General features: G+C 70.8%; 28 protein-coding genes and 2 pseudogenes. 15 read left to right on the forward strand and 15 right to left on the reverse strand.

Translation table 11 applies throughout. The features are described 5' to 3' along the window. The 3 genes from G3I41_RS22280 to G3I41_RS22290 form a co-directional block, all read right to left on the reverse strand. A partial coding sequence (locus G3I41_RS22280; RefSeq protein ID WP_164402173.1) for an SMC family ATPase occupies window positions 1–771 on the reverse strand: 771 nt, incomplete at its 3' end. Further along, window positions 768–1,934, reverse strand: a complete 1,167-nt coding sequence (locus G3I41_RS22285) for an exonuclease SbcCD subunit D (protein ID WP_164402174.1) — start codon at window positions 1,932–1,934, stop codon at window positions 768–770. The genes G3I41_RS22285 and G3I41_RS22280, both read right to left, overlap by 4 nt. A 102-nt stretch (window positions 1,935–2,036) precedes the next feature. Beyond that, entirely contained in the window at window positions 2,037–2,663 is a 627-nt protein-coding gene (locus G3I41_RS22290; RefSeq protein ID WP_164402175.1) for a YigZ family protein, read from the reverse strand. A gap of 59 nt (window positions 2,664–2,722) precedes the next feature. On the opposite strand from G3I41_RS22290, the gene G3I41_RS22295 reads away from it, so the two are divergent. After that, window positions 2,723–3,133, forward strand: coding sequence for a CoA-binding protein (locus tag G3I41_RS22295; protein WP_164402176.1), 411 nt, complete (start codon window positions 2,723–2,725; stop codon window positions 3,131–3,133). Here the strand turns inward: G3I41_RS22295 and G3I41_RS22300 are convergent. Both G3I41_RS22300 and G3I41_RS22305 read right to left on the reverse strand, forming a co-directional pair. Continuing rightward, the gene (locus tag G3I41_RS22300; protein WP_164402177.1) at window positions 3,130–3,702 is read right to left on the reverse strand and encodes a YbaK/EbsC family protein; all 573 of its coding nucleotides are present in this window, start codon (window positions 3,700–3,702) and stop codon (window positions 3,130–3,132) included. The genes G3I41_RS22295 and G3I41_RS22300 overlap by 4 nt on opposite strands. A gap of 43 nt (window positions 3,703–3,745) precedes the next feature. Continuing rightward, window positions 3,746–4,318 carry an XRE family transcriptional regulator gene (locus G3I41_RS22305; protein ID WP_143621773.1) on the reverse strand — a complete coding sequence of 191 codons (573 nt, stop codon included), beginning with the start codon at window positions 4,316–4,318 and terminating at the stop codon, window positions 3,746–3,748. Between the two features lie 92 nt (window positions 4,319–4,410). Between G3I41_RS22305 and G3I41_RS22310 the strand changes: the two genes are divergently transcribed. Then, on the forward strand, window positions 4,411–5,277 hold the full coding sequence (locus G3I41_RS22310; RefSeq protein ID WP_164402178.1) for a DMT family transporter: 867 nt from the start codon (window positions 4,411–4,413) through the stop codon (window positions 5,275–5,277). An 8-nt stretch (window positions 5,278–5,285) separates the two neighbouring features. Here G3I41_RS22310 and G3I41_RS22315 read toward each other — a convergent pair whose 3' ends face one another. After that, complete coding sequence (locus G3I41_RS22315; RefSeq protein ID WP_164402179.1) at window positions 5,286–6,023, reverse strand: acyltransferase; 738 nt, start codon at window positions 6,021–6,023, stop codon at window positions 5,286–5,288. Window positions 6,024–6,159: 136 nt separating this feature from the next. On the opposite strand from G3I41_RS22315, the gene G3I41_RS22320 reads away from it, so the two are divergent. Then, on the forward strand, window positions 6,160–6,690 hold the full coding sequence (locus G3I41_RS22320) for a gamma carbonic anhydrase family protein (protein WP_164402180.1): 531 nt from the start codon (window positions 6,160–6,162) through the stop codon (window positions 6,688–6,690). Between the two features lie 21 nt (window positions 6,691–6,711). On the opposite strand, the gene G3I41_RS22325 is transcribed toward G3I41_RS22320, so the two are convergent. Both G3I41_RS22325 and G3I41_RS22330 read right to left on the reverse strand, forming a co-directional pair. Continuing rightward, complete coding sequence (locus G3I41_RS22325) at window positions 6,712–7,374, reverse strand: DedA family protein (protein ID WP_164402181.1); 663 nt, start codon at window positions 7,372–7,374, stop codon at window positions 6,712–6,714. A gap of 147 nt (window positions 7,375–7,521) precedes the next feature. Continuing rightward, complete coding sequence (locus G3I41_RS22330; RefSeq protein ID WP_164402204.1) at window positions 7,522–7,959, reverse strand: DUF4442 domain-containing protein; 438 nt, start codon at window positions 7,957–7,959, stop codon at window positions 7,522–7,524. Between the two features lie 156 nt (window positions 7,960–8,115). Between G3I41_RS22330 and G3I41_RS22335 the strand changes: the two genes are divergently transcribed. Continuing rightward, on the forward strand, window positions 8,116–9,204 hold the full coding sequence (locus G3I41_RS22335; protein WP_164402182.1) for a hypothetical protein: 1,089 nt from the start codon (window positions 8,116–8,118) through the stop codon (window positions 9,202–9,204). Window positions 9,205–9,258: 54 nt separating this feature from the next. Next, window positions 9,259–10,572, forward strand: coding sequence for an MFS transporter (locus G3I41_RS22340; protein WP_164402183.1), 1,314 nt, complete (start codon window positions 9,259–9,261; stop codon window positions 10,570–10,572). On the opposite strand, the gene G3I41_RS22345 is transcribed toward G3I41_RS22340, so the two are convergent. Together G3I41_RS22345 and tuf are read right to left on the reverse strand one after the other, a co-directional pair. After that, on the reverse strand, window positions 10,534–11,379 hold the full coding sequence (locus G3I41_RS22345; RefSeq protein WP_164402184.1) for a fused MFS/spermidine synthase: 846 nt from the start codon (window positions 11,377–11,379) through the stop codon (window positions 10,534–10,536). The two genes, G3I41_RS22340 and G3I41_RS22345, sit on opposite strands and share 39 nt — an antisense overlap. A gap of 68 nt (window positions 11,380–11,447) precedes the next feature. Continuing rightward, window positions 11,448–12,618: pseudogene (gene tuf, locus G3I41_RS22350) on the reverse strand (elongation factor Tu). Window positions 12,619–12,980: 362 nt separating this feature from the next. Between tuf and G3I41_RS22355 the strand changes: the two are divergent. The 7 genes from G3I41_RS22355 (at window position 12,981) to G3I41_RS36480 (ending at window position 18,501) form a co-directional block, all read left to right on the forward strand. Further along, window positions 12,981–13,691 (forward strand): TVP38/TMEM64 family protein, encoded by a 711-nt coding sequence (locus tag G3I41_RS22355; protein WP_164402185.1) that lies wholly within the window; start codon window positions 12,981–12,983, stop codon window positions 13,689–13,691. A 184-nt stretch (window positions 13,692–13,875) separates the two neighbouring features. Beyond that, a complete protein-coding gene (locus G3I41_RS22360; protein ID WP_164402186.1) occupies window positions 13,876–14,748 on the forward strand; it encodes an undecaprenyl-diphosphate phosphatase in 873 nt (290 codons plus the stop codon). Between the two features lie 458 nt (window positions 14,749–15,206). Next, window positions 15,207–15,389, forward strand: coding sequence for a GntR family transcriptional regulator (locus tag G3I41_RS22365; RefSeq protein WP_164402187.1), 183 nt, complete (start codon window positions 15,207–15,209; stop codon window positions 15,387–15,389). Next, window positions 15,328–15,822, forward strand: a complete 495-nt coding sequence (locus G3I41_RS22370) for a hypothetical protein (RefSeq protein ID WP_164402172.1) — start codon at window positions 15,328–15,330, stop codon at window positions 15,820–15,822. Before G3I41_RS22365 ends, G3I41_RS22370 begins: the two co-directional genes overlap by 62 nt. 736 nt (window positions 15,823–16,558) lie before the next feature. Further along, complete coding sequence (locus G3I41_RS22375; protein ID WP_164402188.1) at window positions 16,559–17,773, forward strand: helix-turn-helix transcriptional regulator; 1,215 nt, start codon at window positions 16,559–16,561, stop codon at window positions 17,771–17,773. After that, a complete protein-coding gene (locus tag G3I41_RS22380) occupies window positions 17,770–18,315 on the forward strand; it encodes a flavoprotein (RefSeq protein WP_164402189.1) in 546 nt (181 codons plus the stop codon). Before G3I41_RS22375 ends, G3I41_RS22380 begins: the two co-directional genes overlap by 4 nt. 9 nt (window positions 18,316–18,324) lie before the next feature. Beyond that, complete coding sequence (locus tag G3I41_RS36480) at window positions 18,325–18,501, forward strand: hypothetical protein (protein WP_203601494.1); 177 nt, start codon at window positions 18,325–18,327, stop codon at window positions 18,499–18,501. 394 nt (window positions 18,502–18,895) lie between these two features. Here G3I41_RS36480 and G3I41_RS22385 read toward each other — a convergent pair whose 3' ends face one another. After that, entirely contained in the window at window positions 18,896–19,096 is a 201-nt protein-coding gene (locus G3I41_RS22385) for a hypothetical protein (RefSeq protein WP_164402190.1), read from the reverse strand. Between the two features lie 53 nt (window positions 19,097–19,149). On the opposite strand from G3I41_RS22385, the gene G3I41_RS36975 reads away from it, so the two are divergent. Continuing rightward, complete coding sequence (locus tag G3I41_RS36975; protein ID WP_239081778.1) at window positions 19,150–19,287, forward strand: hypothetical protein; 138 nt, start codon at window positions 19,150–19,152, stop codon at window positions 19,285–19,287. Window positions 19,288–19,665: 378 nt separating this feature from the next. Here G3I41_RS36975 and G3I41_RS36485 read toward each other — a convergent pair whose 3' ends face one another. Beyond that, window positions 19,666–20,112: a hypothetical protein gene (locus G3I41_RS36485; RefSeq protein WP_203601495.1), complete on the reverse strand. Its 447-nt coding sequence runs from the start codon at window positions 20,110–20,112 to the stop codon at window positions 19,666–19,668. Between the two features lie 255 nt (window positions 20,113–20,367). Beyond that, a complete protein-coding gene (locus G3I41_RS22400; RefSeq protein ID WP_164402191.1) occupies window positions 20,368–20,724 on the reverse strand; it encodes a hypothetical protein in 357 nt (118 codons plus the stop codon). 82 nt (window positions 20,725–20,806) lie between these two features. Between G3I41_RS22400 and G3I41_RS22405 the strand changes: the two genes are divergently transcribed. Continuing rightward, window positions 20,807–21,145, forward strand: a complete 339-nt coding sequence (locus G3I41_RS22405; RefSeq protein WP_239081779.1) for a DUF6233 domain-containing protein — start codon at window positions 20,807–20,809, stop codon at window positions 21,143–21,145. Between the two features lies 1 nt (window position 21,146). On the opposite strand, the pseudogene G3I41_RS22410 reads toward G3I41_RS22405, so the two are convergent. Beyond that, window positions 21,147–22,049: pseudogene (locus tag G3I41_RS22410) on the reverse strand (Ku protein). A 125-nt stretch (window positions 22,050–22,174) separates the two neighbouring features. On the opposite strand from G3I41_RS22410, the gene G3I41_RS22415 reads away from it, so the two are divergent. Continuing rightward, on the forward strand, window positions 22,175–22,381 hold the full coding sequence (locus tag G3I41_RS22415; RefSeq protein WP_164402192.1) for a hypothetical protein: 207 nt from the start codon (window positions 22,175–22,177) through the stop codon (window positions 22,379–22,381). 70 nt (window positions 22,382–22,451) lie between these two features. Here the strand turns inward: G3I41_RS22415 and G3I41_RS22420 are convergent, their stop codons facing one another. Continuing rightward, window positions 22,452–22,799: a hypothetical protein gene (locus tag G3I41_RS22420; RefSeq protein ID WP_164402193.1), complete on the reverse strand. Its 348-nt coding sequence runs from the start codon at window positions 22,797–22,799 to the stop codon at window positions 22,452–22,454. Window positions 22,800–23,402: the final 603 nt, after the last annotated feature.

Raw genomic sequence — 23,402 nt, forward strand, 5'->3', positions numbered from 1 at the left:
CGCGCCGCTGCGGGCTGTCGCGGCCCAGCCGAGGACCGCGTCCGCGAGGCCGGGGTCGCCGGGCCGGACATCCGGCAGCGGGCACTCCCGGGCGGCGGGCCCGCCGGCCTGGGCGATGCGCTGGGCGAGCGCGAGGATCCTCTCGTCACCGGTCTTGACCTGGGCCTCGGCCGTCCGGCGCAGCTCGGCGAGGCGTTCCTCGACGGCCGCGAAGCGCCGGGTGTCGAAGAGCCGGCCGAGGAGCCGGCCGCGCGCCTCGGCGTCGGCGCGCAGGAAGCGGGCGAAGTCGCCCTGGGGCAGCAGGACCACCTGGCAGAACTGCTCGCGGCTCATGCCGACGAGCTGGGTGATCTCCTCGCCGATCTCCTGGTGCGACCGGCTGAGCGCCCGCCAGCCGTCCTCGGGGTCGTACTCGCGCAGCCAGCTCTGGCCTTTCTCCGTGGTGTGGCCGCCGCCGCGCTTCTTGGGGCGGGGCTGGGCCGGGCGACGGGTGACCTCCAGGCGGCGCCCGCCGACGGTGAGGTCGAGCAGGACCTCGGTCGGCAGGTCCGCCGGGGCGTGGTCGCTGCGCAGCGAGGTGCCGGGGCTCTGCCGGGCGCCCGGGACCGCGCCGTACAGGGCGTAGCAGACGGCGTCCAGGACGGAGGTCTTGCCGGCTCCGGTCGGTCCGTGGAGCAGGAAGAGCCCGGCGGCGGACAGCGCGTCGAAGTCGATCTCCTGGGTGGCGCCGAAGGGGCCGAACGCGGTGACGCGGAGGGTGTGGAGCCTCACCGGTTCACCTCGCGTACGCCGTCGTCCACCCGGACATGGTCGAAGGCGCCCCGCAGGACCGCCCGCTCCTGTTCGTCGGTCCCCCAGCCGCCTCGGACGTGGGCCACGAAGTCCTCCGCGATGGTCTGGTCGTCGCGGCCGCGCAGGCGGCGGGCGTAGGAGAGGTCCGGGTCGTCGGGTGCCCGGTCCGGTTCGAAGACGAGGGCGAGGGTGTGCGGGAAGCGCTCGGTGAGCCGGGCCATGGGGTCGGCGGGGCGGACCGGGTCGGTGAGGGTGGCCTCCACCCAGGCGTCCTCGTGGCGGTCGAGCGCCGGGTCGTCGAGGAGGTCGTCCAGCCGGCCGCGCAGCCGGGCGAGGCGGCGGGGCACCGGGCAGTCGATCCGTTCGCCGGTGACCGCTCCCGAGGCGTCCAGGTCGATGAGCCACATGGTCTTGCGGTGGGTGGCCTCCGAGAACGAGTAGGCGAGCGGGGAGCCGGAGTACCGGACGCGGTCGGTGACGGCCTGGCAGCCGTGGAGATGGCCGAGCGCCACGTAGTCGACGCCGTCGAAGACCCCGGACGGGACCGCGGCGACGCCGCCGACGGTGATGTCCCGCTCGCTGTCGCTGGGTTCGCCGCCGGCGACGAAGGCGTGGGCGAGGACGACGGACCGGGTGGAGTCCGGGCGGGCCGCGAGGTCGGCGCGGACGCGGTCCATGGCCGCGGTCAGGACGGCCTCGTGCCCGGCGCGTTCGGCTTTGAAGACGTCCTTGACCAGGGCGGGCTCCAGGTACGGCAGCCCGTAGAACGCCACGTCGCCGTGCGCGTCGGGAATGACGACGGGCGTGCCGCAGTGCGCGGGGTCGGTGCGCAGGTGGATGCCGGCCCGGCCGATGAGCCCGGCGCCGACGCCCAGGCGGCGGGCCGAGTCGTGGTTGCCGGAGATCATCACCGTGGGCACCCCGGCGGCGGCGAGCCGGTGCAGCGCGGAGTCGAAGAGTTCCACCGCGCTGAGCGGGGGCACCGCCCTGTCGTACACGTCACCCGCGACGACGACGACGTCGACCGCGTGCTCGGCGACCGTGGCGACCAGGTGGTCGAGGTAGGCGGCCTGGGCGTCGAGCAGGGGGACCCGGTGGAACGACCGGCCGAGGTGCCAGTCCGATGTGTGCAGAATCCTCACGACCCGGCTCCGGTCCGCATGCGCTTCCTCCGCCCCTGTGCCCTCACGCCCCACAGTGTCCCATCCCGCCGGGGGCCCGGACCCGCGTCCGGGAGAGGCGCCTCACGCGTCGTCGTACGCCTCGCCGCCCAGCTCCACCCGCGCCTCGCCCGCCGTCGCGTCGGCCAGCCAGCGGCGGAACGCCTCCACGTCGGCGTCCGGCAGCGCGATCTCGATGGTCACGTCGGCCGCGTACCGTACCGCGCGCACCGTCCGGCCGGTGGCGCGCAGTTCGTTCTCCAGTCTGCCCGCCCGCTGGTGGCCGACGGTGACCGTGGCGAGCCGGAAGCGGCGCCGGGTGCGGGTGCCGAGCGCGTCCAGGGCTTCGCCGACCACTCCCCCGTACGCCCTGATCAGCCCGCCGGCGCCCAGCTTCACCCCGCCGTAGTAGCGGGTGACGACGGCGACGGCGTAACACACCTCGCGGCGGGTGAGCATCTGGAGCATCGGGACGCCCGCGGTGCCGCCGGGCTCGCCGTCGTCGCTCGCCTTCTGCACGGAGGCGTCGGCGCCGATCACGTACGCGTAGCAGTTGTGCGTGGCGGTCGGGTGCTCCCTGCGGACGCGGGCGACGAACTCCTGCGCCTCCTCCTCGGTGGCCGCGGGGGCGAGCGCGCAGATGAAGCGGGACCGGTTGATCTCGCTCTCGTGCACGCCCGCGCGGGCGACGGTCCGGTACTCCTCCTGCATCCCGCCACCCTATGCGCACCTGCGGGAATGGCCGGGGCGGGCCGCCGGTTGTCCGGTGCATGTACGCAGACACGGAGACGATCCGCAGGATCCTGGAAGACACCGGCGACACCTGGGCCGTGGTGGGGCTGTCGAACAACCGCTCGCGCGCGGCCTATGGGGTGGCCGAGGTGCTCCAGCGTTTCGGCAAGCGCGTGGTCCCGGTGCACCCGAAGGCCGAGCGGGTGCACGGCGAGCAGGGGTACGCCTCGCTGGCGGACATCCCGTTCCGGGTGGACGTGGTCGACGTCTTCGTCAACAGCGACCTGGCGGGCGCGGTGGCCGACGAGGCCGTCGCCCAGGGCGCCCGGGCCGTCTGGTTCCAGCTCGGCGTGGTGGACGAGGACGCGTACGAGCGCACCCGGGCGGCCGGTCTGGACATGGTCATGGACCGCTGCCCCGCCATCGAGATCCCGAAGCTCGGAGCTTAGGAAGCGTCCGGGACGCGGACGCCCAGCCCGTCGAGGACCACCGCGCCGGGCAGGGCGGCCAACGCCTTGCCGGTCACGATCAGCTTGCCCCGGCGCGAGCCGCTGCCGATCAGGACCCACTCCTCGTCCACGACGGCGGAGTCGATCAGCAGCGGCCAGGCGGCGGGGAGCCCGATGGGCGTGATGCCGCCGTACTCCATGCCGGTCTCGCCGACCGCCGTGTCCATCGAGGCGAACCGCGCCTTGCGCAGGCCGAGGTGCTTGCGGGCGACGCCGTTCACATCGACGCGGGAGTGCGACAGGACGAGGCAGGCGGCGAGGGTGACGTCGGCGCCGCGTTTGCCGGAGAGCACGACGCAGTTCGCCGAGTGGTCGAGCAGCTCCGCCCCGTGGTGGGCGACGAAGGCCGCGGTGTCGGCGATCTCCGGGTCGGTGTCGACATGCAGGACCTGGTCGGGGGTGACGCCGCCCCACCCCGTGCGCACCGCCTGGGCCACGGGGGCGGTGAGGAGGTCCTGACGGTCCACGGCGGGGCCGGCGTTCTCGAAGGAGCCGATGGGTGCGCGCATGCGCGTCACGCTAACAGCGCCGCTCGCGGGGGTGCGGGGCGTCTCATCTGGCGGGCGGAATGCTGACGGCCATGGTGAGTTCGACGGGTTCGGTGCCCTCGTTGCGGTAGGCGTGCGGGTGGTGCGCCTCGAAGGTGGCGGAGGTGCCGGCGTCCACCGCGTAGGGGGTGTCGGCGACGACCAGCGTGAGGGTGCCGGCGGTGACGTGGAGCAGTTCGACCGTGCCCTCGGGGTGCGGGTCGGACCGGCTGCCGTCGCCGGGCATCAGCCGCCAGGACCAGAGTTCGAGGGGGCCCCGGGCCTCCGTGCCCACCAGGAGGGTGGTGGCGCTGCCCGCCTCGGTGGACCAGAGGCGCACGGCCTGGTCGGCGGGGACCAAGCGGACCGGGGAGCCCTGTTCGTAGTCGAGCAGCGTGGTGATGCTCACGCCGAGCGCGTCGGCCAGCTTGACCGTGGTGCCGACGCTGGGGTTGGTGCGGGCCTGCTCGATCTGGATGATCATGCCGCGGCTGACTCCGGCGCGGGCCGCCAACTGGTCCAGCGTGAAGCCGCGTTCACCGCGCCAGCGCTTGAGATTGCGGGCGAGGGACTGGGTCAGCTGATCGAGGTCAGTCACAATCCGTCCAATATCCTGTATGGCATGGTCCAGCATCCTGTACTACGGTGCGGTATACCCGACCGTCCGCCGCACTGTACTGCGAGGCCCCCATGACCGCGTTGCTCGCCCTGGCCACCAGCCTCCTGTGGGGGCTGGCCGACTTCGGGGGCGGCCTGCTGACCCGGCGTATGCCCGCGCTGACCGTGGTCGTGGTCTCGCAGATCATCACGGCGGTGGTGCTGGGCGTGATCGTGACCGCCACGGGCGGCTGGGGCGAGGCGGGGCCCCGGCTCTGGTACGCGGTCGCCGCGGGGGTCGTCGGACCGGTCGCGATGCTCTGCTTCTACCAGGCGCTCGCGCTCGGCCCGATGGGCGTGGTCTCCCCGCTCGGCTCGCTCGGGGTCGCCGTGCCGGTGGGCATCGGGCTGATCGCCGGGGAGCGTCCGGATCTCCTCCAGGGCGCCGGCGTCGCGGTCGCCGTCGCGGGCATCGTGATGGCGGGCGGCCCGCAGCTGCGCGGGGCTCCGGTGCAGCGGCGGGCGGTCCTGCTGACGCTGGTGGCGGCCTTCGGCTTCGGGACCGTGATGTCGCTGATCGCCGAGGCGTCGACCACGGTGACCGGACTGTTCCTCGCCCTGTTCGTCCAGCGCGTCACCAACGTGGTGGTGGGCGGCGGGGCGCTGTACGTCTCGGTGCGGCGGGGCGGCCGGGCGCTGCCCGAGGCCGGCGGCGCGTCGGCGGTCCGGGCCGCACTGCCGGCGCTTGCCTTCGTCGGCCTCGCGGACGTCGCGGCCAACGGCACGTACGCGGTGGCCGCCCAGCACGGACCGGTCACCGTCGCCGCCGTGCTGGCCTCGCTCTACCCGGTGGTGACCGCCCTGGCCGCGCGCGGGTTCCTGAAGGAGCGGCTGCGGGGTGTGCAGGCGGCGGGCGCGGGGCTCGCCCTGGTAGGCACGGTGCTGCTCGCGACGGGGTAGCCGGGCGGTCAGCCCTCGTCGAGCTGGGCCACGGCGAGCAGTTGTTCCGGGGTGACGCCCTCGGGAATCGGGACCGGGGCCGGTGTCCGCAGGGGCGGCTGCCAGCCCTTCTCCTGGTCCCAGCTGCGGACGACACGGGCGGGCGCTCCGGCCACCACCGCCCGGTCGGGCACCTCGCCGCGGACCACCGCCCCGGCGGCCACGACGACGTTGCGGCCGAGGCGGGCGCCGGGCAGGATCACCGCACCGGTGCCGATCCAGCAGCCCGGGCCGATGGAGACGGGCTCCATCCGGGGCCACTGCTTGCCGACCGGCTGGTGCGGGTCGTCGTAGCTGTGGTTGGTCGAGGTGATGTAGACGTACGGACCGCAGTACGTGTCCGCGCCTATGGTCACCGTCGTGTCGGCGACGACATGGCTGCCCCGGCCCAGCACGACACCGTCGCCGAGGGTGAGGATCGGGTCCGGCCCGAGGTCCAGGTCGGGCATGAGGCCCGCGGTCAGCGTGACCTGTTCGCCGATGACGCAGTGGTCGCCGAGCCGGATCCACGGCTCCCCGAAGACCGTGCCCTGCGGGAACGCCAGCCGCGTGCCCTCGCCGATCCGGGCGAACCGCAGCCCGCCGGGGTGCTCGGCGGTCACCGCCCCCGCCTCGCGCGCCCAGCGCCAGCAGCGGTGGACGGCCCCGGACAGGAGGCGCCGCCGCCAGGCGGTCAGGAGAGCGAGCGGATTCCGGTTCTTCGGCACGCGCTCACCGTAAGCCGAGCCCACCGAAGGGGCGGCGGGACCGGCCTGTGATCTTCACCCCAACAGGGGCGCGCGGCCACGCGTCGCATACGGTTTCCCCGGCGGCCGACGGCGCCGGAACACGGAGGAACGGGCGATGGCGGAGCAGGCGATGATCATGGGCATCGGCGGCAAGGAGCCGGTCATCGACGCGGAGGCGTTCACCGCGCCGACGTCGGTGGCGATCGGCGACATCACCATGGCGGCGGGCTCCAGCCTCTGGTACCAGGCGGTGCTGCGCGCGGACTGCGGGCCCATCGTGATCGGCGCGGACTCCAACATCCAGGACAACTGCAGCGTCCACGTCGACCCCGGTTTCGCGGTGACGGTCGGCGAGCGGGTCTCGGTCGGGCACAACGCCGTCCTGCACGGCTGCACCGTCGAGGACGACGTCCTCATCGGCATGGGGGCCACCGTCCTCAACGGCGCGCACATCGGCGCGGGCTCGCTGGTCGCGGCACAGGCCCTCGTACCGCAGGGCATGCGCGTACCGCCGGGTTCGCTGGTCGCGGGCGTTCCGGCGAAGGTGAAGCGTCCGCTGACCGAGGAGGAGCTGGAAGGCGTCCGCTTCAACGCGGTGGGTTACGTGCAGCTGGCCAGGGCCCACCGCGACGCCTGCGAGGGCTGAGGGGCAGACGGGCCCGCCGGGTCAGTCCGCGACCGGTACGGTCCCCGGTTCCGGCTCGGCGGCGGCGGCGGAGTGCGCGGCGGCGGCCTTCTTGGCGCGGTTCTTGAGGACCAGCATGGAGGCGAGGCCGATCAGGACCGCGATGGCCAGGCCCAGGTAGGAGAACCGCTTGAGCCATGCCTCGGCGACGACGCCCACCGAGTAGATGACGGCCGTGGTGCCGCCCGCCCAGACGATCCCGCCGAGCACGTTGGCGATGAGGAACTTCCAGTACGGCATGTGCAGCACACCGGCCAGCGGACCGGCGAAGATGCGCAGCAGGGCGACGAAGCGGCCGAAGAACACGGCCCACATGCCCCACTTCTGGAAGGAGCGCTCGGCCAGGCCGATCTGGCTCTCACCGAAGTGCTTGGGGAACTTCCCGCCGAGCCAGGCCAGCAGCGGCCGTCCGCCCTTGCGGCCGATGGCGTAACCGATCGAGTCCCCGATCACGGCGCCGGCCGTGGCGCAGGCGCCCAGGATCCAGGGGTTGATGCCGTCGTGGCTCGCGGCCAGCAGCGCGGCGCTGACCAGGACGATCTCGCCGGGCAGCGGAATGCCCAGGCTCTCCAGTCCGATGACGCCGCCCACCAGGATGTAGACGCTGATCGCGGGGACGGTCTCCAGCCACTCCTGGATGTGCAACGCCGGTTCCTTACGTGTGATGTCCTGTCGCCCGCCGGACACTCATCGGCGCACCGCGGGAAGCCTACCCTCAGCTTCACGGAGACGGACAGCAAGAAGGGCCGCCGGTGCCGGGCGGCCCTTCTCGTACGCACGCGCGCCAGGGGGTCAGGAGTTCGGGCGCAGCGTCCAGACGACGGTCATCTCACCGGTCACGGCGCCGTCCCCGCGCCGGATCTCCACGGTCACCGGGAACTCGGGACGCTCGCCCGCGTCGAGTTCGGCGACGACCTCGGCGGCGGGGCGGCCGAGGACGGCGGTCGCGGTGACCTCGCCCATGGCCAGCTTCTTGTAGGCGATCTCGGCGCTGACCGCGAGCGGCACGGCCCGGGAGAGCTGGTCACCGAAGGCGGCGATGACGATGGCGCCGCTCGCCGACTCGGCCAGCGTGAACATCGCTCCGGCGTGCGGTCCGCCGACGTGGTTGTGGTAGTCGGCCCGGTCCGGCATGCGGACCACCGCGCGCTCGGCGGTGGACTCCAGGAATGCGAGGTCGAGGGTCCGGACCATGGGGACCGTCGCGGCGAGCATCTCACCCGCGGTCATCTGTTCAGCGCTCATGGACGGGATGTTACTCATGGGTAGGCATCTTTGGCCATGCCTCTGCGGACACTCGCCTTCCCTACCGCCGCCGCTCCTTCACCGTTCGCACACGGGGGCGGACGTAGCACGCCGGGCGGGGCACCTCTATCGTTACTCGCCATGTGGCCAGGACAGCAGCCGCCCGGGGGCGAGCAGAACCCGCAGGACCAGAACCAGAACCCGTACCAGCAGCCGGGGTACCAGCAGCCGAATCCCTATCAGCAGCCGGGATATCAGCAGCAGGGCCAGCAGCCGGGCCAGCAGCCCGGCTACGGCTACCCGCAGCAGGGCGGGCAGGGCGGGCAGGGCGGGTACGGACAGCCCAACCCGTACCAGCAGCCGACGGTCCCGCAGTACGCGGTGCCCGGCCCTCCCGGTGCCCCGCAGCCGGGCAACGACAAGAAGAAGACGACGGTCATCGCCATCGTCGCGGCGACCGCGGTCGTGGTGGCCGCCGCGGTCACCGGCGTCATCGTGCTGAACAAGGACGACGACGAGGACGGCAAGAACGTCGCCGACGACAAGAAGTCGTCCGCGCCCGCCAAGCCGTCCGGGTCCGCCTCGGAGGCCAACCCGCGCGGCGGCGAGGACGCCAAGCCGCAGATCGCGGGCTGGAAGGTCGTGACGAACCCCAAGTGGGGCACCCAGTTCGACGTTCCGGGCGACTGGGAGGTGTCCCCGCCCGGCGTGCTGTCCTTCTTCGAGGACGAGAAGAAGAACGACGGCCTGCCGCTCATCGGCTTCACCGGGCCGGCGGACCTCAAGGAGAAGTGGTGCACCGACGACGCCGACAAGGACGGCACGGAGGACAAGTACAGCCTGGCCGGCGCCGGCACCCGGGGCGCGCAGGGCGCCACGGACGCCGACGTGAACGCCCGTAACGAGGCGGGCACCTGGGCCTGGGCCGCGTTCGCGCAGCACATGCCGAAGAAGAGCATCAAGATCAGCAAGGCCAAGCAGTACACCACCAAGTCGGGGCTGACCGGGAGCCTGGTCACCGCGACCGCGCCCAACGTCACCAAGCGCTCGAAGTGCAGCAGCGACGGCAAGACGTATGCCTTCACGTTCAAGAACAGCAAGGGCGAGTTCTCCTCGTGGGTGCTGTACGCCGCCGCGGACGTGGACGACGAGCTGCCGAACGCGACGATCGAGAAGATCCTCAGCACCGTGCGCCTGGTGCCGGTGGTCGACTCCGAGGACGCTTCCTGACCTCGGTCGGGGAACTCATTTGCGCAACGGGGCGGCGGCCGCGATAGTCCCTGGGTGACCGACGCAGCCGCCCCCGCCCCCCGCTCCGCCCGCCCCGTCCCGGCGGGCCGCAACTACCGGCTGCTGACCGCCGCCTCGATCATCACCGGCCTGGGTACCCACGGCGCGCTGATCGCGGCGGCGTTCGCGGTCCTGCAGACGGGCGGCGACGGCGGTGACGTCGGTCTCGTCGCCGCCGCCAGGACCGTGCCGCTGGTGCTCTTCCTGCTCATCGGCGGGGCGATCGCCGACCGGATGCCGCGCCACCGGGTGATGGTCGCGGCCAACACCCTCAACTGCGTCTCGCAGGGACTCTTCGCCCTGCTCGTCCTGTCCGGCGACCCGAAGCTGTGGCAGATGATGCTGCTCACCGCGCTCTGCGGCACCGGACAGGCGTTCTTCAGCCCGGCCGCCGAGGGGATGCTGATGTCGAGCGTCAGCGGCGAGCAGGCGAGCCGGGCCTTCGCGCTCTTCCGGATGTCCACCCAGGGCGCCGCGATCGGCGGTGCGGCCCTCGGCGGCGCCATGATCGCGGCGATGGACCCCGGCTGGGTGCTCGCCGTGGACGCCGCCGCCTTCGCGGTCGCGGGAGCCCTGCGCGCTTTCCTCGACGTCAGCCACATCCCGGCCCGTGAGCCCGGGGGCGGGCTGCTCGCGGACCTGCGGGACGGCTGGCAGGAGTTCACGGGCCGCCCGTGGCTCTGGTCCATCGTCGCCCAGTTCTCCGTGGTGGTCGCCGCCGTCGGAGCCGCCGAGGCGGTCTACGGGCCGCTGGTCGCCCGCGACGAACTGGGCGGTGCCCGGCCCTGGGGGTTCGCGCTCGCCGCGTTCGGCGTCGGCAACCTGGCCGGGGCCCTGCTGATGATGCGGTGGAAGCCGCGCCGGCTGCTGCTGGCCGGAACCCTCTGCGTCTTCCCGCTGGCCCTCCCGTCGGCCGGGCTCGCGGTGCCGCTGTCGGCGACCTGGCTCTGCCTGGTCATGTTCGTCAGCGGTACGGCGATCGAGGTGTTCGGCGTCTCCTGGATGACGGCCATGCACCAGGAGATCCCGGAGGAGAAGCTGTCGCGCGTCTCGGCCTACGACTGGTTCGGCTCGGTGGCCATGGTGCCGGTCGCCACCGCCCTCGCCGGACCGGTCGAGTCCCTGGTCGGACGCAGTCAGGCGCTGTGGGGGTGCGCGGGCCTGGTCGTGCTCGTCACGGGGCTGGTGCTGTTCGTTCCGGACGTACGCAACCTGACCCGCCGGACCGAGTCGGTCGAGGTGGCCGCCGCCCCGCTCGTGCCGCCCACCTCAGCCGACGCTGAAGGCGCCGTCGGGCGGCTCGGGTGACGCCACCGCGTCCTCGTCCCCGACCGGCCGGGCCCCGTTGACGAACGCGGCCAGCGCCGCTCCGTGCTCCACCCGCGCCGCGAACGCGTCCCCCGCGCACCGGCGGGCCAGGGCCGCCGTGTCGAGCGGGACGCGGGAGGCGACGAGGACCACGTTGCCGAAGCGGCGGCCGCGCAGCACGCCCGGCTCCGCGATCAGCGCCAGCTCACCGAAGACCGCCGCGAAGGTGGCCAGCTGCGAGCGGAGGAAGCCGAACGGCGGCCCGTCGGCCAGGTTCGCGGCGTAGATCCCGTCCGGCCGCAGCGCCCGCGCCGCCGCTTCGGCGTACGGGACCGAGGTGAGGTGGGCGGGGACCCGGGAGCCGCCGAAGACGTCCGCGATGAGCAGGTCCACCGAGCCGGGGGCGGTCCCCTCCAGGCGTGCGCGGGCGTCCGCCGCGTGCACGGTGACGCCGCAGTCCGGTGGCAGCGGCAGGTGCTCGGCGACGAGGTCGAGCAGCCCTCGGTCCGCGTCCGCCACCTCCTGCCGGGAGCCGGGGCGGGTCGCCGCGACGTACCGGGGCAGGGTGAGGCCGCCGCCTCCCAGGTGCAGGACGTCCAGGGGCTCGCCCGGGTCCGCCGCGCAGTCCACGACATGGCCGAGCCGGCGGGCGTACTCGAACTCCAGGTGCTCGGGCGCGTCGAGGTCGACGTAGGACTGCGGGGCGCCGTCGACCGTGAGCAGCCAGGCCCGTTCCCGGTCCACGTCGGGGAGGAGGCGCGCGGTGCCGTGGTCCACGTCCCGGACGACGGGTATCGACTCGTTCACTCCCCCATTGTGCGGTGGGCCCGCCGCCCCGGGTGTCCGGGGCGGCGGGCCCGCGCTCTCCGTCGCGCTCAGAGCAGCTCCGTGACGGTGCCCGCGCCGACCGTGCGGCCTCCCTCGCGGATGGCGAAGCCGAGGCCCGCCTCCAAGGGCACGTCCCGGCCCAGCTCGACGGTCACGGTGACCGTGTCCCCGGGCCGCGCGACCGCCGCCTCGCCGAGGTCGATGTCGCCGACCACGTCGGCCGTGCGGATGTAGAACTGCGGCCGGTAACCGGTGGCGACCGGGGTGGTGCGGCCGCCCTCGCGCCCCGACAGGACGTACACCCGCGCGGTGAAGCGCCGGCTCGGGGTGACGCTGCCCGGCGCCGCGACGACGTGGCCGCGGCGCACCCGGTCGCGCTCGACGCCGCGCAGGAGCAGCGCGACGTTGTCGCCGGCCTCGGCGGACTCCATCGGTTTCCCGAAGGTCTCCAGACCGGTGACGACCGTCTCGATGTCCGGGCCGAGCACCGAAACCCGGTCGCCGACGCGGACCGTGCCGCGCTCCACGGCACCGGTGACGACCGTGCCCCGGCCGGTGATGGTCAAGACGTTCTCCACCGGCAGCAGGAACGGAGCGTCGGTGTAGCGCACCGGCATCGGTACGTAGGTGTCGACGGCGTCGAGCAGCGCCTCCACGGCCCCCGTCCACCGCGGGTCGCCCTCCAGCGCCCGCAGCCCCGACACGCGGACGACGGGCACCGTGTCGCCGCCGTAGCCGTGCGCGGACAGCAGCTCGCGCACCTCCAGCTCGACCAGGTCGGTGAGCTCGGGGTCACCGGCGTCCGCCTTGTTGAGCGCCACCACGATGTGGTCGACGCCCACCTGGCGGGCGAGCAGGACGTGCTCGGCGGTCTGCGGCATGATCCCGTCGACCGCGGAGACGACGAGGATCGCCCCGTCGAGCTGGGCGGCCCCGGTGACCATGTTCTTGATGTAGTCGGCGTGGCCGGGCATGTCGATGTGCGCGTAGTGCCGGGTGCCGGGTCTCGTACTCGACGTGCGCGATGTTGATGGTGATGCCGCGCTGCGCCTCCTCGGGCGCGCGGTCGATGCGGTCGAAGGGGACGAAGGTGCCGGTGCCGCGGTCGCTGAGGACCTTGGTGATGGCGGCGGTCAGGGTCGTCTTGCCGTGGTCGACGTGGCCCATGGTGCCGATGTTGAGGTGCGGCTTGGTGCGCACGTATGCCGTCTTGGGCATGTTCATTCCTTGGGATGCGAAGCGTGACGTGAGGACCCCGGGGCCGGCCGACCCTCCCCTCGCGGGGTCCGCCGGACGGCCGGGGGAGGGTCAGCTTCGGGCGCCGCCGAGGGGCGCTGCGGCAGCGGTGACCGCTGCGGCGCCACCTGCTGCGAGGGTGCGCACGGCAGCCTTCGGCGCGTCCGCGACTGCGGACGGCGCTGCGGGGAAGGCGTACCGGGACATGCGCCGATCATCTCCGACGGGCCGCCCGCCCGTCGAGCGAATTACGGCGGGCCGTACGGGGATTGGGCGCGGGTCGCCGAGTGGCCGGCCGAGGTGCATTACGGCGATCACACACCTTTGTCGGTTACTCTCCCCGAATGCTCGATGTCGTCCCCGACACCCGGCCCGCCCCCGGCCTCGCCATGCGCTGCACGCGCGTGCTGCTGTCGCCGTGGTCCCGGCTCTCGCTGCTCGTCGCCGTGCTCGTGGGCGCCGCGACGGCCATGCTGCTGCTCGAACCGCAGCAGCTGCTGACCTCCGGGAGACTCGGGGAGCTGAGCGGTGGGTCCACGGCGGCGGTGCTCTTCGGACTCGCGTACGGCGTCTGCACGGTGGCGTTCGTGCCGCGTCCGCTGCTGAACCTCGCGGCGGGCGCCCTGTTCGGGGTGCAGGCGGGCCTCGGGGCGGCGATCGGCGGCACGGTGCTGGGCGCGGGAGTCTCCTTCATGCTCGGCCGGGTCCTGGGGCAGGACGCGCTGCGCACCCTGGTACGGGGGCGCTGGCTGCGGGCGGCGGACGGACAGCTGAGCCGGCACGGCTTCCGCTCGATGCTGGCGCTCCGGCTCTTCCCCGGGGTGCCCTTCGCCGCGGCCAACTACTGCGCCGCCGTCTCGCGCATGGGCTATCCGCCGTTCCTGGTGGCGACGGGCCTGGGCTCGGTCCCGAACACCGCCGCGTACGTGGTGGCGGGGAGCGAGGCGTCGTCGCCCACCTCGCCCGCGTTCCTGGCGGCGATGGGCTTCATCGTGCTGACGGGGGCCGGAGCGGCCGTGGTCGCCTGGCGCCGCCGCCACCGCCTGGGCGGCTGAGGGCGACGGGGCGGGGCGCGCGGGGGGTGTCGTCCGGCGTTCACCCGGGGGCGATACGCTGCCCGCGACCGACAGACGAGACAGGGCCCGGCCGGGCCCTGTCCTCGCATGACCGCAAACCGCACCCGCCGGGCGCCCGACGCCGGCGGCCGGTGCACGAGTATCCCGGGATGGCCCAAGCCCCATGAGCTGGTTCGAATCGTTCGTCCTCGGCCTCGTCCAGGGACTGACCGAGTTCCTGCCGATCTCCTCCAGCGCGCACCTGCGGCTCACCGCGGCGTTCGCCGACTGGCAGGACCCGGGCGCGGCCTTCACCGCGATCACCCAGATCGGCACGGAGGCCGCGGTCCTCATCTACTTCCGCAAGGACATCGCCCGGATCGTCTCGGCGTGGTTCCGGTCGCTGACGGACCGTTCGATGCGCGGCGACCACGACGCCAAGATGGGCTGGCTGGTCATCGTCGGCTCCATCCCGATCGGCGTGCTGGGCCTGGCGTTCCAGGACCAGATCGAGGGCCCCTTCCGCGACCTGCGACTGATCGCGACCACCCTGATCGTGATGGGCGTCGTCCTCGGCGTCGCGGACCGGATGGCCGCCCGCGACGAGAAGGGCGGCAGGCACCGGGCCGGCAAGCAGCGCAAGACGCTGCGCGAACTGGGCGTCAAGGACGGCCTCATCTACGGCTGCTGCCAGGCGCTGGCCCTCGTCCCCGGCGTCTCGCGGTCCGGCGCCACGATCAGCGGCGGTCTCCTGATGGGCTACACCCGGGAGGCGGCGGCGCGCTACTCGTTCCTGCTGGCGGTCCCGGCGGTGCTCGCCTCGGGTGTCTTCGAGCTGAAGGACGCGGGCGAGGGACACGTCTCCTGGGGGCCGACGATCTTCGCGACGGTCATCGCGTTCGGGGTGGGGTACGCGGTCATCGCCTGGTTCATGAAGTTCATCACGACCAAGAGCTTCATGCCCTTCGTGATCTACCGGATCGTCCTGGGCGTGGTGCTGTTTGCGCTGGTGGGAGCCGATGTCCTGAGTCCTCACGCGGGGGAATCGGCGGGCTGAGAGCCCCCGAAATTGGGGCGTTTCTCTAGCTTCAAGGTGGAGGTTTCTAGAGGCTCTTACGGGTGTTTCGAGACCTCTGGAGCTGATCATCTCCCACTTGTCTCCCAGTAGACGCCCAAGGACGTGAAGCGCCGGGGCAAGGCCACCACCTGGAGGGGTGGAACGTGGCCTTGCCCCGGCCGTCTTGCACAACGAACGGGGCCTGGCTCGGCTACGAGACCACGGCTCCCCACTCGGAGAAGTTTGAGCATCAGCCCCGTGGGAGGCGAGCCCCTCTCCCGCCGCTAAAGGGGTGCGCGACAGGAGAAGGGCCTCCCCGACGGCTGGCGCCTTACGGGCACCGTCCCCCGAGCTTTTACCGAAGTTGCCCCCGGCATATGTTGCGCACTGGATATATCCAGTGATCAGCCAGGTTCATAGGTTGCTGACCTCACGTCAAGATCGACGCCAGGGGTTCGATGCCAGCCGACGCGCGCTATCGCGGCATCGCCGCCGACATCATCCGCCGAATTGAGGCAGGCGAGTGGCCGGCTGGCGCACCCCTACCCTCCCGCAGGGCGCTTGCCGCCGAATATGGCGTTGGCGGGCGAACAGACCGTCCGCCTGGCCTACGTTCTGCTGCGAGACACGCACATCCTTGACGGAGAAGAACGAAAGCACGTCACCGTGGCGCATCCAGGTGCCATGCGCACACTCACGGACGTCGACGCCGAGTGGCCGTATGCCACCGAGACGACGGATACCCGGCCGCGGCGTGCATCCGACGACCTCGCCGAGCGTCTCGGGGTCGCCCTCGGCACGATGCTGCAGCACGCGACAGTGGAGTGCCTGGAGCCCGGCGGCAAGTCGGCGATGCTCGTGCTGTCCTGGTGGAAAGGCCAGCGTCGAACTTACGTCAGCTACGCGGCTGAGCTCGGGGTGGCAAGGCTGAGCGAAGAGCACGCCCACGCCCTGGGGTTGCTTGTCGATGCCATGGCGTACCGAGTGGTGCGTACTCGCCTGGATGCGCATGGTGCCACCGTGGAAACCGCTGATCTGATCCTGCCCATGGATCGCTGGACGATCCGCCTGTAGAGCTTCTGACCGGCGGGTCAGAAGGAGCTTCGAGCTTTACTCACTTCCACCCAAAGCGCCAGGGTTGCGTCAAGGTTGCACCAAGGAAACTTTTGGCTAGACCAACGATCCTCGCCCACCGTGTGAGCCCTGGCCAGAGCGCCGGAGGGTTAGGCTCCACTTAGTTAGCCTTCTCGTGTAGCGGGTTCCCCGGCGCTGGCTCGACGCGAACGAACGACGTGGTGATGGCGCGATAGCTACGGTGGCCCGTGTTCCGTCCGGTGTGACGTAGCGCCCAGTCCTCTGGCAGGGTCCGCTCCTCGCTCGCGTCCGACGCCTCACCGCACGACGTGCACTCCAACTCGTAGACCGGTCCGCTCGCACCCGGGGTGCGGTCGGGGCCGATCGTCCAGTCCGCGTGCCGGATGACCGCTCGTACCGTCATCGATCTCCTGCCTCTCGCTCGGCGCAGGCGACAGTGTCAGCGCAGGCTCGCGGGAACCAGCTGTACGCGGCACCGGCTCTCGGCAGCACGCGCTTCTCCCCAAGGTCTACATCCGCGCCGGCTCTGAGCTGCTTGCAACACCACACGCAAGCCCATCCGCGCTGCTGCTGTTCCGTCAACGTGGCAACTGGTGGTAAATCCCTGACGGTCATTGCGGCCCCGGCCTCTCGCTGATCTTCCGTTCCTGCACGGTAGGGCGCGGAACAACTGGAGTGGGCACGCAAAGTGCGTGCCTTTACCCGGGGGCATTGCATGAACACTGAGCGCATCGGCCGCCGTATCGCTTTCTGGCGGGAGCGGCGGGGCTTCACCCAGGCAGACTTCGGTCGGCTGATGGGCCAGACCCGCAGGTGGGTGCAGGACCTCGAAGGCGGGCAACGCCAACAGGACCCGCGCCTGTCCGTGCTCATGAGGGCGGCAGACGTCCTACGCGTCCCTTTGGAGCAGCTCTTGACCGACACCCCCGCAAGCGCCCCCGCAGCTGCCAGGCCGCCCGCCGAAGCCGAAGCCGTGATCGACGTCCTCTACCGTGCCGCCGGCGAAGGGGACAAGCACCTGTCGCCAGAAGTGCTGCAGCGACGGCTCACCTACTGCTGTGAAGCGTTCCAGGCTTGCCACTACGCGGCCCTCGGGCGTGACCTGCCCGCCCTCATCATCGGCTCAGGCAAAGCCGCGGCCCTCGCCGGCCCAGAGTCCAGAGAAGCCCACGTACTCCACTCCCGCGTACTGCAGCTGACGACATCGTTCCTGCACAAGTACGGCCAGGCGGCAGCGGTTCCGGCCGCAGGGCTAGCCGACCGTGCGCTCGCCGCAGCCGAACGGGCCGGCGACCCCGTTGCGATCGGTGCAGCGTCTCGCCGTGTCGCCAAATCATTGGCGAATCAGCAGCAGCCGCAGGCCGCCGTGGACTTTGCCATAGGGGCAGCGCGACGCCTTCACGGCGACCTGGCCGCCGCGGGCCCGCTCGGGCTGTCGACGCTCGGCATGCTCTACCTTTCCGCAGCGATCTCAGCCGCAGCGATGGAACGCACCACGGCCGGAGTCAGGGACGCCATCGGGCATGTCGACGAGGCTGCTGAAGTGGCCGATCAGCAGGGTGCGGACCTCAACGCAGACTGGACGAACTTCGGGCCGACGAACGTGGGCCTGCACCGGGTGGACGTGCTGGCTCGTTTTGAGGACGGGTGGTCGGCGCTTGAGGCGTCGGAGGCCATGGACGGTGCGGCCGTGCAGAGGATGGCCCAGGAACGTCGGGCCGGTCATCTGATTACGATGGCACGCGCTCAGCTCTTGACACGCAAGAAGGATGCCGCCGCGGCATCCCTCGTGGAGGCTGCCCGGCTCGCCCCGGAGGAGTTCCGGGGCAGGCCGAGCACGGTGAACCTCGTGAAAGACGTGGTGGGCGCAATCGCCGTCCCTAGCGGGGAATTGCGTGCACTGGCCGCACGATGTGGACTCCAGGCATGACCCGAGTCCTGTACTTGATCGCGTGCGCAGCTGGCCCAACCGAGTACGTCGATGAGGGGGTCAGGCAGGCGCAGGCCCGCGGATGGGATACCTGCCTGATCCTGACTCCTTCCGCTGCCCGATGGTGGGAGCCGCGCATGGCGGAGCTGAAGAACCTGACAGGGCACAAGGTGCGGTCGCAGTACAAGCTGCCGGGCGAGAAGGATGCACTGCCCAAGGCGGATGCAATGCTGGTGGCCCCTTTGTCATGCACGAGCTTGAACAAGTGGGGCCACGGGATCGCGGACACGGTGGCGTTGGGCTTGGTGTCAGAGGGTGTGCACCTCGGAGTGCCGGTGGTGGCGATGCCGTACTTCAACCGGGCGCAGGGAGCCCAGCCGGCAGTGGCCCGCAGCATCGCGGATCTGCGAGCGCAGGGCGTGGTCTATCTAGATGGGCCGGCCGGGTACGAGTCGCATCCGCCTAAGCAGGGGAGCGCCTCCGCGTTTCCGTGGTTTCGCGCACTGGATGCGATCGAGACTATTTTCGGACCTCGCCCGTAGACTCAGGGCATGCCCGCATCTTCTGTCTCGCCGCGCGCTGCCCGGTCGTTGGCTGAGGTGAACGCGGACATCAGGGCTCTGTGGACGCGCGGTGGTCGGCTGACGCCGGAGGGGCGGCGGGAGTACGAGCGGCTTCTCGCCGAGTGGGCTGCGGTCGTACAGCGCGACGTCGTCGAGGCGGCATGATCGCGTTCGCGGCAGTGCGGAAGTGATGTCCTGACCTGGCACGAACGCCCGCCCCGTCGCGAGTCGGGGCGGGCGTAAGGCTGGACGTTGCCAGGCCGCGGCGCCGGCAGACGCTGGCCGCCCGGCTTGAGCCGACAGGTTCTCGGATGCCACGGTTTCCCATAGCAGACGAGCGTGCCACTGCCAGGATGCCAGAAGCGCCCCCCGGCCCCTCTGTACCCACAGGTAGCGGGCTGTCCTCTGCTGGACGTAACTCCGGCAGTGAGCAGGGGGCGCACCCCATCCGATGCGTTCGGTCCGTAGGGGCCATGGCGGTTACGCGCCGCCGGACTCGCTCGCATGGGAAAGCGGGCCACCATCAGCATGACAGACGGGGTGCCGCGTAGGGCTAGGTCTACTCGTTCAGCCAGGAGGTGTCGAGCCGGTCGATCTCCGCTTGAAAGGCCATGACGGTAGCGACGTGGGTCCTCTGCGCGTGGCTGGCGTTCGGAGCAAGGAAGAACTCCGTCGCCCATGGGTGCGGATCGCCGAGGTCACACAGTTCCTGCGTCTGGCCGACCTGCAGGCCGGGAAGGCCGCCGGGCTTGAAGTCCATCTCGCCAGCATGGCAGACGCCCCGCTGTCAGTGCCGCCGTTTAGGATCCCGCCGTGGCGAAACCGAGCGAAACCCTGATCCAGCTGTGCCGTGCGTCCGTCGATGCGCAGGCCCAGGCACTGTCCGACCTGTACAGCCCAGATCGTTGGGCGGTGTGGCGTGAGGCTGCGGAAACGTTCCAGCTGCGGTGACAGCAGAGGCCGGGGACGGTGGCCGGTATGAGCTGGAGCAGGCGGCGCAGAACGCCGTCCTCCACCCCGAGCCGGCTGAGAGCTGACGCAGCCCCGCCCCGGGGAGCAGCCGGGAACGGGGGCGGTTGAAGAATCCCCTTGTTCGCGAGCCGTGGCCCTAAGGGATTGATGCGACAAGCCTACGAGGCAGCACTGACAGACCCGGATCGATTACCTCCGGCGTGGCGCAGACGAGCACCGGGCAACGAAAGTGCCCCCGCCGGCGGGGGTAACAGCGGGGCACCCCCAGTGTGGCAGGGAGCAGCGGGCGAGACGGGCGATACCCTGACATAGTGCCGACCCGGCTGCTTTCCTTGGCCGGGGCGCCAGTATGTGCGGCTACTGCTTGCTGGTCATTGACGGGCAGAACGTGTCTTGCGTGAACCCGTAGAACGCGTCCACCTGGGCCTGCGTGCCTCCGGTGCTCTTATCGTCCTCCTTGTAGTAGTCCCACGTCTTCTCGCCTGATGCGACCGTCTCGCAGTGATCACCGATGACCGTGGCGAACAGCTGCGCGTCCGGCTCCGCCATCGGCGGGTCCGCGTAGTTGTTGGCCTCGGCGACGGCCGCGAGGCGCATCACCATCGCGTCGGTGATGCCGTGCTCGTCCAGGTAGTCCTGTACCGACGTGTCTTCAGCCCCCTCGACTGCAGGGTCCGGGGCGGGCTCTTCTTCCGCCAACGACTCGGCAACCTCGTCCGGGCTGCTGGAGGGTTCGGAGTCACTGCTGCACCCGGCGAGCAGGAGCGCGGTAGCGACCATCCCGGCCATAACGAAACGTCTCATGCGTGGTCCCTAAGCTCGTTGGAGAGTCGATAGGTGGCACTGTCCGGGTCGACCTTCACGACCACGCGAGCTGCGGCAAGATCGCGGAGAGCTTGCCGGGCCCGCTTCTCCTGCGCCCGCTGGTCCCCGTGGCCGAGCCCAGCGTCCCGCAGGGCGGTCACGGAACTCTGGGTGTCCCATGTACCGCCGAAGGCACGGATGGCCTTCTCCAGCGCCTGAACTGCTTGCGTTGCCACGGCTCAGTCCTCTCGTTGATCAGGCGTCGCGGTATAGGCCACGTCGGACACGAACCACACGCCCTTCCTTAAGCAGGCCGTCGATGTACACGGAGGCCCCGTTGTTATTGGTCAGCTTGCCCGCCGCAGTCATGGCTTCAGCAATCTGCCCAAGCGTCATGGGTTCGGGGGATGCGCGAAGGATCGCAACGATCCCCTCTGCCTTGGTCAGACTCTGCAGCTTCTGCTCCAGCCTGGTCGGGGTCTGGGCAATCCTGCGGAGAGCGTCGCGCTGTGCGCGCAGCCCTTCAATGCGCACCCCAAGGCGCTGATGTTCGAGTTCGGCCTCACGAAGATCGGCCTCTACTTGTTCGAGGTCGCCATGCAGTGGATCCATGAGGAAAACTTAAGCATTCCTAGATAAGTCTGTCTACGTATTCTTAAGGAGGCGGTGCACAGCATTGACGCCATACAATCGAATGCGTGAACGATTTGCCGCCCGACCTGTCACGCCTCCGCATTCTGGAGACCTGGCTCGCCATGACCCTCGACCGGGTCCGGGCACAGATCGCCGCCGTCGAACAACGCGAAGCCGAGAAACGCTACGGGGAAGAGCACGGCCTCCCACACCCGACTGGACCGTCGAACTCGGCATCGGCGTCGGCGCACCCCCATCCGAGATCCACGCCGGGGGCTGCTACGCCGCAGGCAAGAGGCAGCGGACCATCGATCGCGGCCAAGCCCGCCAACTCCTCGCCGACGGCGTGAGGGCCTGCACCCACTGCCGGCCCGACAGCGAGCTCGGCGTCCTGGAGTAGGTCAGGCACTCTTCGGCTTCCGCCCCGACGCCTTCTTCCCCGCCGACTTCTCGGTCGGGGTCTTCTTCGCGGCGGCCTTCCGCGCCGGCCGCATCTCGTGCACCGTTGCGTCCCCGCCCTCGCCCCGGGACTCCTTCGCCTGCTGAACGGACGCATTCAGCGCGGCCATCATGTCCACGATCTGCCCGGTCTTCGCCTCGCCGCCCTCTGCCTCCTTGGGCGGCTCCTTGCCTTCGATCTTCGCCTCGATCAGCTCCTCCATCGCGTCCCGGTACCGGTCGCGGTAGCCGCTGATGTCGTCCGTCGTCATCGAGTCCATCAACTCAAGGGCCTGCTCGATCTCGTCCTCGTCCAGGTCCACAGCAGGCGGGGCGAGCTCGGCGGGCGACCGGACCTCGTCCGGCCACTTCATCGAATGCAGCACCAGAGCGTCGTCGCGGATGCTCAGCAAGCCCAAACGCTCCCGGTTGTGCCACGCGCACTTAGCGACCGCGGCCTTCGACGTCCGCTCCAGGGCCCTCCGCAGCAGCACATAGGGCTTCGCCGCCACAGCACCGTCCGCCGACAGGTAGTAGCTGTCAGCCAGACGCACCGGGTCGATCGAGGCACGGTCTACGAACGCCACGATCTCGATCGCCTTCGCGGTCGGCAGCGGCATCTGGTCCAGCTCCGCGTCCGTTACCGGCACTGTCTGGTCCTTCGACAGCTCGTAGCCCTTACCGATGTCCCCCTAATCAAGGACTTCGTCGTCGAGTTCGCACACCTTCCGGGTCCGAACCCGGCCACCGTCCTCCACGTGAATCTGGTGGAAGTGGATCGAGTGATCCTGCGACGCCGCCGACACGCGAATAGGGATCGTGACCAGGCCAAAGCTGATGGCACCGGACCAGACAGTCGACGGCATAGCGACCTCCCAGAGGCATCAGGCAGCCGCGACGCCGCCCGTACTCCGATCCTCACGCCACCCAGCCCAGCCCGCATCCGGGGAGGCAGGATGCGGGCCCTGCAACTGCGGCGCACCCTGAACGCATGGCCCCGATCGTCATCCACCGCCCCTCCCCCACCGGCGGCCGGCGCATCACCATCCGAGGACAGATCGCCGGACTCGCCCACGACGACCACGACGTCGTCGAATTCCTCCGACGAGCCGGACTCCCCGACGCCGAGCAGCTGCTCGATGACCCTGGATGGGTGGAATGGCGGGGCGGCCGGGCACATCGGTACGAAGCGGCGTGAGAGCGTCCGATACGCAGACGGCGCCCCTCCCGCAGGAAAGGCGCCGCGACAGCCTGATGATCCCAGTGGCTCAGTAGCCTTCGTCGAACTCCCAGGTTCCGGGACGCGCGTACCTGCCGTCCTCCACCCGGACACCAGCCTCGATGCCGCCATTCAGGCGTCCGCTCCGAGTCCGGGTGGCTACCCCGCACGCCTCGGCGAACTCATTGACGTCGAAGTTGGGATCCTCGTAGCCCAGTACCTGGGCAGTCACCCACATGACGTTCATGCGGATGTGATCTGTCTCCTGCTCCGAAAGCTGCGGCCCGCGACCACCATCAAAGACGCGATCGTGCCCCGCCCGGTCGATGCGAAATGGAGCGTCGGACCAGTCATGGTTGCGGATCTCGGCAGCATGCAGGCGTGCGACATGACTCAAGGGCATGAAGTCCTCCGACAGGACTAGGTACTACGCCACCCCCCGACGGGGCGGTTCGGCAAGGCTACGCGACACGGCTGCGCCCCAGGCGCCAACTCCCCACGCTTGCATAGCAGCCGGCTACACAGGGACCGCAGCGGCCGGGGGCAAGGTTTTGCGGAACCTGTGCCACCGTGAAGTCATGGACAACCCGAAGCAGCGATACCCGCGATCCGTAGCCCGCCGACTCCCCGACGCCCGATGCCCCGAGTGCGGGCAGATGAGCCAGCCCCGCCTCACGCCGGACAGGGGGACTCAGGTGAACGACCTTGACCCCGAGGTCGGCGTCATGTGGCACTGCCCGAACAGCCTCTGCGAGGGGCACGACGGCTTCTTCACCGAGGAGAAGCAGTAGGCGCCCTGGATGACCGGGGCGCGCCTCGACCCTCCCGTGGGGAGGCCGGGAGGGGCGGCAGGCCCCGCCCGCAGGAGGTCCACGCGGGCAGGGTCCGAACGGGGGAAACTGCCTGGGGGCGAGCTCCGGCCGCGCGATCAACGATGCACCTGTTTCGGCCATGTGGCTAGAGGTGTGGCGCGATTCCACTTTGCCGGGCAAGTCGGTCG

Origin of the sequence: Streptomyces sp. SID9727, from assembly GCF_010550605.1 — a bacterium.
GTDB lineage: Bacteria > Actinomycetota > Actinomycetes > Streptomycetales > Streptomycetaceae > Streptomyces.

Excerpts from the sequence above, each read along its gene's own strand:
- G3I41_RS22290 (WP_164402175.1), bottom strand. The coding sequence starts at position 2,663 with ATGCAGGAGGAGTACCGGACCGTCGCCCGCGCGGGCGTGCACGAGAGC.
- G3I41_RS22295 (WP_164402176.1), top strand. The coding sequence starts at position 2,723 with ATGTACGCAGACACGGAGACGATCCGCAGGATCCTGGAAGACACCGGC.
- G3I41_RS22300 (WP_164402177.1), bottom strand. The coding sequence starts at position 3,702 with ATGCGCGCACCCATCGGCTCCTTCGAGAACGCCGGCCCCGCCGTGGAC.
- G3I41_RS22310 (WP_164402178.1), top strand. The coding sequence starts at position 4,411 with ATGACCGCGTTGCTCGCCCTGGCCACCAGCCTCCTGTGGGGGCTGGCC.
- G3I41_RS22320 (WP_164402180.1), top strand. The coding sequence starts at position 6,160 with ATGGCGGAGCAGGCGATGATCATGGGCATCGGCGGCAAGGAGCCGGTC.
- G3I41_RS22330 (WP_164402204.1), bottom strand. The coding sequence starts at position 7,959 with ATGACCGCGGGTGAGATGCTCGCCGCGACGGTCCCCATGGTCCGGACC.
- G3I41_RS22335 (WP_164402182.1), top strand. The coding sequence starts at position 8,116 with ATGTGGCCAGGACAGCAGCCGCCCGGGGGCGAGCAGAACCCGCAGGAC.
- G3I41_RS22355 (WP_164402185.1), top strand. The coding sequence starts at position 12,981 with ATGCTCGATGTCGTCCCCGACACCCGGCCCGCCCCCGGCCTCGCCATG.
- G3I41_RS22360 (WP_164402186.1), top strand. The coding sequence starts at position 13,876 with ATGAGCTGGTTCGAATCGTTCGTCCTCGGCCTCGTCCAGGGACTGACC.
- G3I41_RS22365 (WP_164402187.1), top strand. The coding sequence starts at position 15,207 with ATGCCAGCCGACGCGCGCTATCGCGGCATCGCCGCCGACATCATCCGC.
- G3I41_RS22375 (WP_164402188.1), top strand. The coding sequence starts at position 16,559 with ATGAACACTGAGCGCATCGGCCGCCGTATCGCTTTCTGGCGGGAGCGG.
- G3I41_RS22380 (WP_164402189.1), top strand. The coding sequence starts at position 17,770 with ATGACCCGAGTCCTGTACTTGATCGCGTGCGCAGCTGGCCCAACCGAG.
- G3I41_RS36480 (WP_203601494.1), top strand. The coding sequence starts at position 18,325 with ATGCCCGCATCTTCTGTCTCGCCGCGCGCTGCCCGGTCGTTGGCTGAG.
- G3I41_RS22385 (WP_164402190.1), bottom strand. The coding sequence starts at position 19,096 with ATGGACTTCAAGCCCGGCGGCCTTCCCGGCCTGCAGGTCGGCCAGACG.
- G3I41_RS36485 (WP_203601495.1), bottom strand. The coding sequence starts at position 20,112 with ATGAGACGTTTCGTTATGGCCGGGATGGTCGCTACCGCGCTCCTGCTC.
- G3I41_RS22400 (WP_164402191.1), bottom strand. The coding sequence starts at position 20,724 with ATGGATCCACTGCATGGCGACCTCGAACAAGTAGAGGCCGATCTTCGT.
- G3I41_RS22405 (WP_239081779.1), top strand. The coding sequence starts at position 20,807 with ATGCGTGAACGATTTGCCGCCCGACCTGTCACGCCTCCGCATTCTGGA.
- G3I41_RS22415 (WP_164402192.1), top strand. The coding sequence starts at position 22,175 with ATGGCCCCGATCGTCATCCACCGCCCCTCCCCCACCGGCGGCCGGCGC.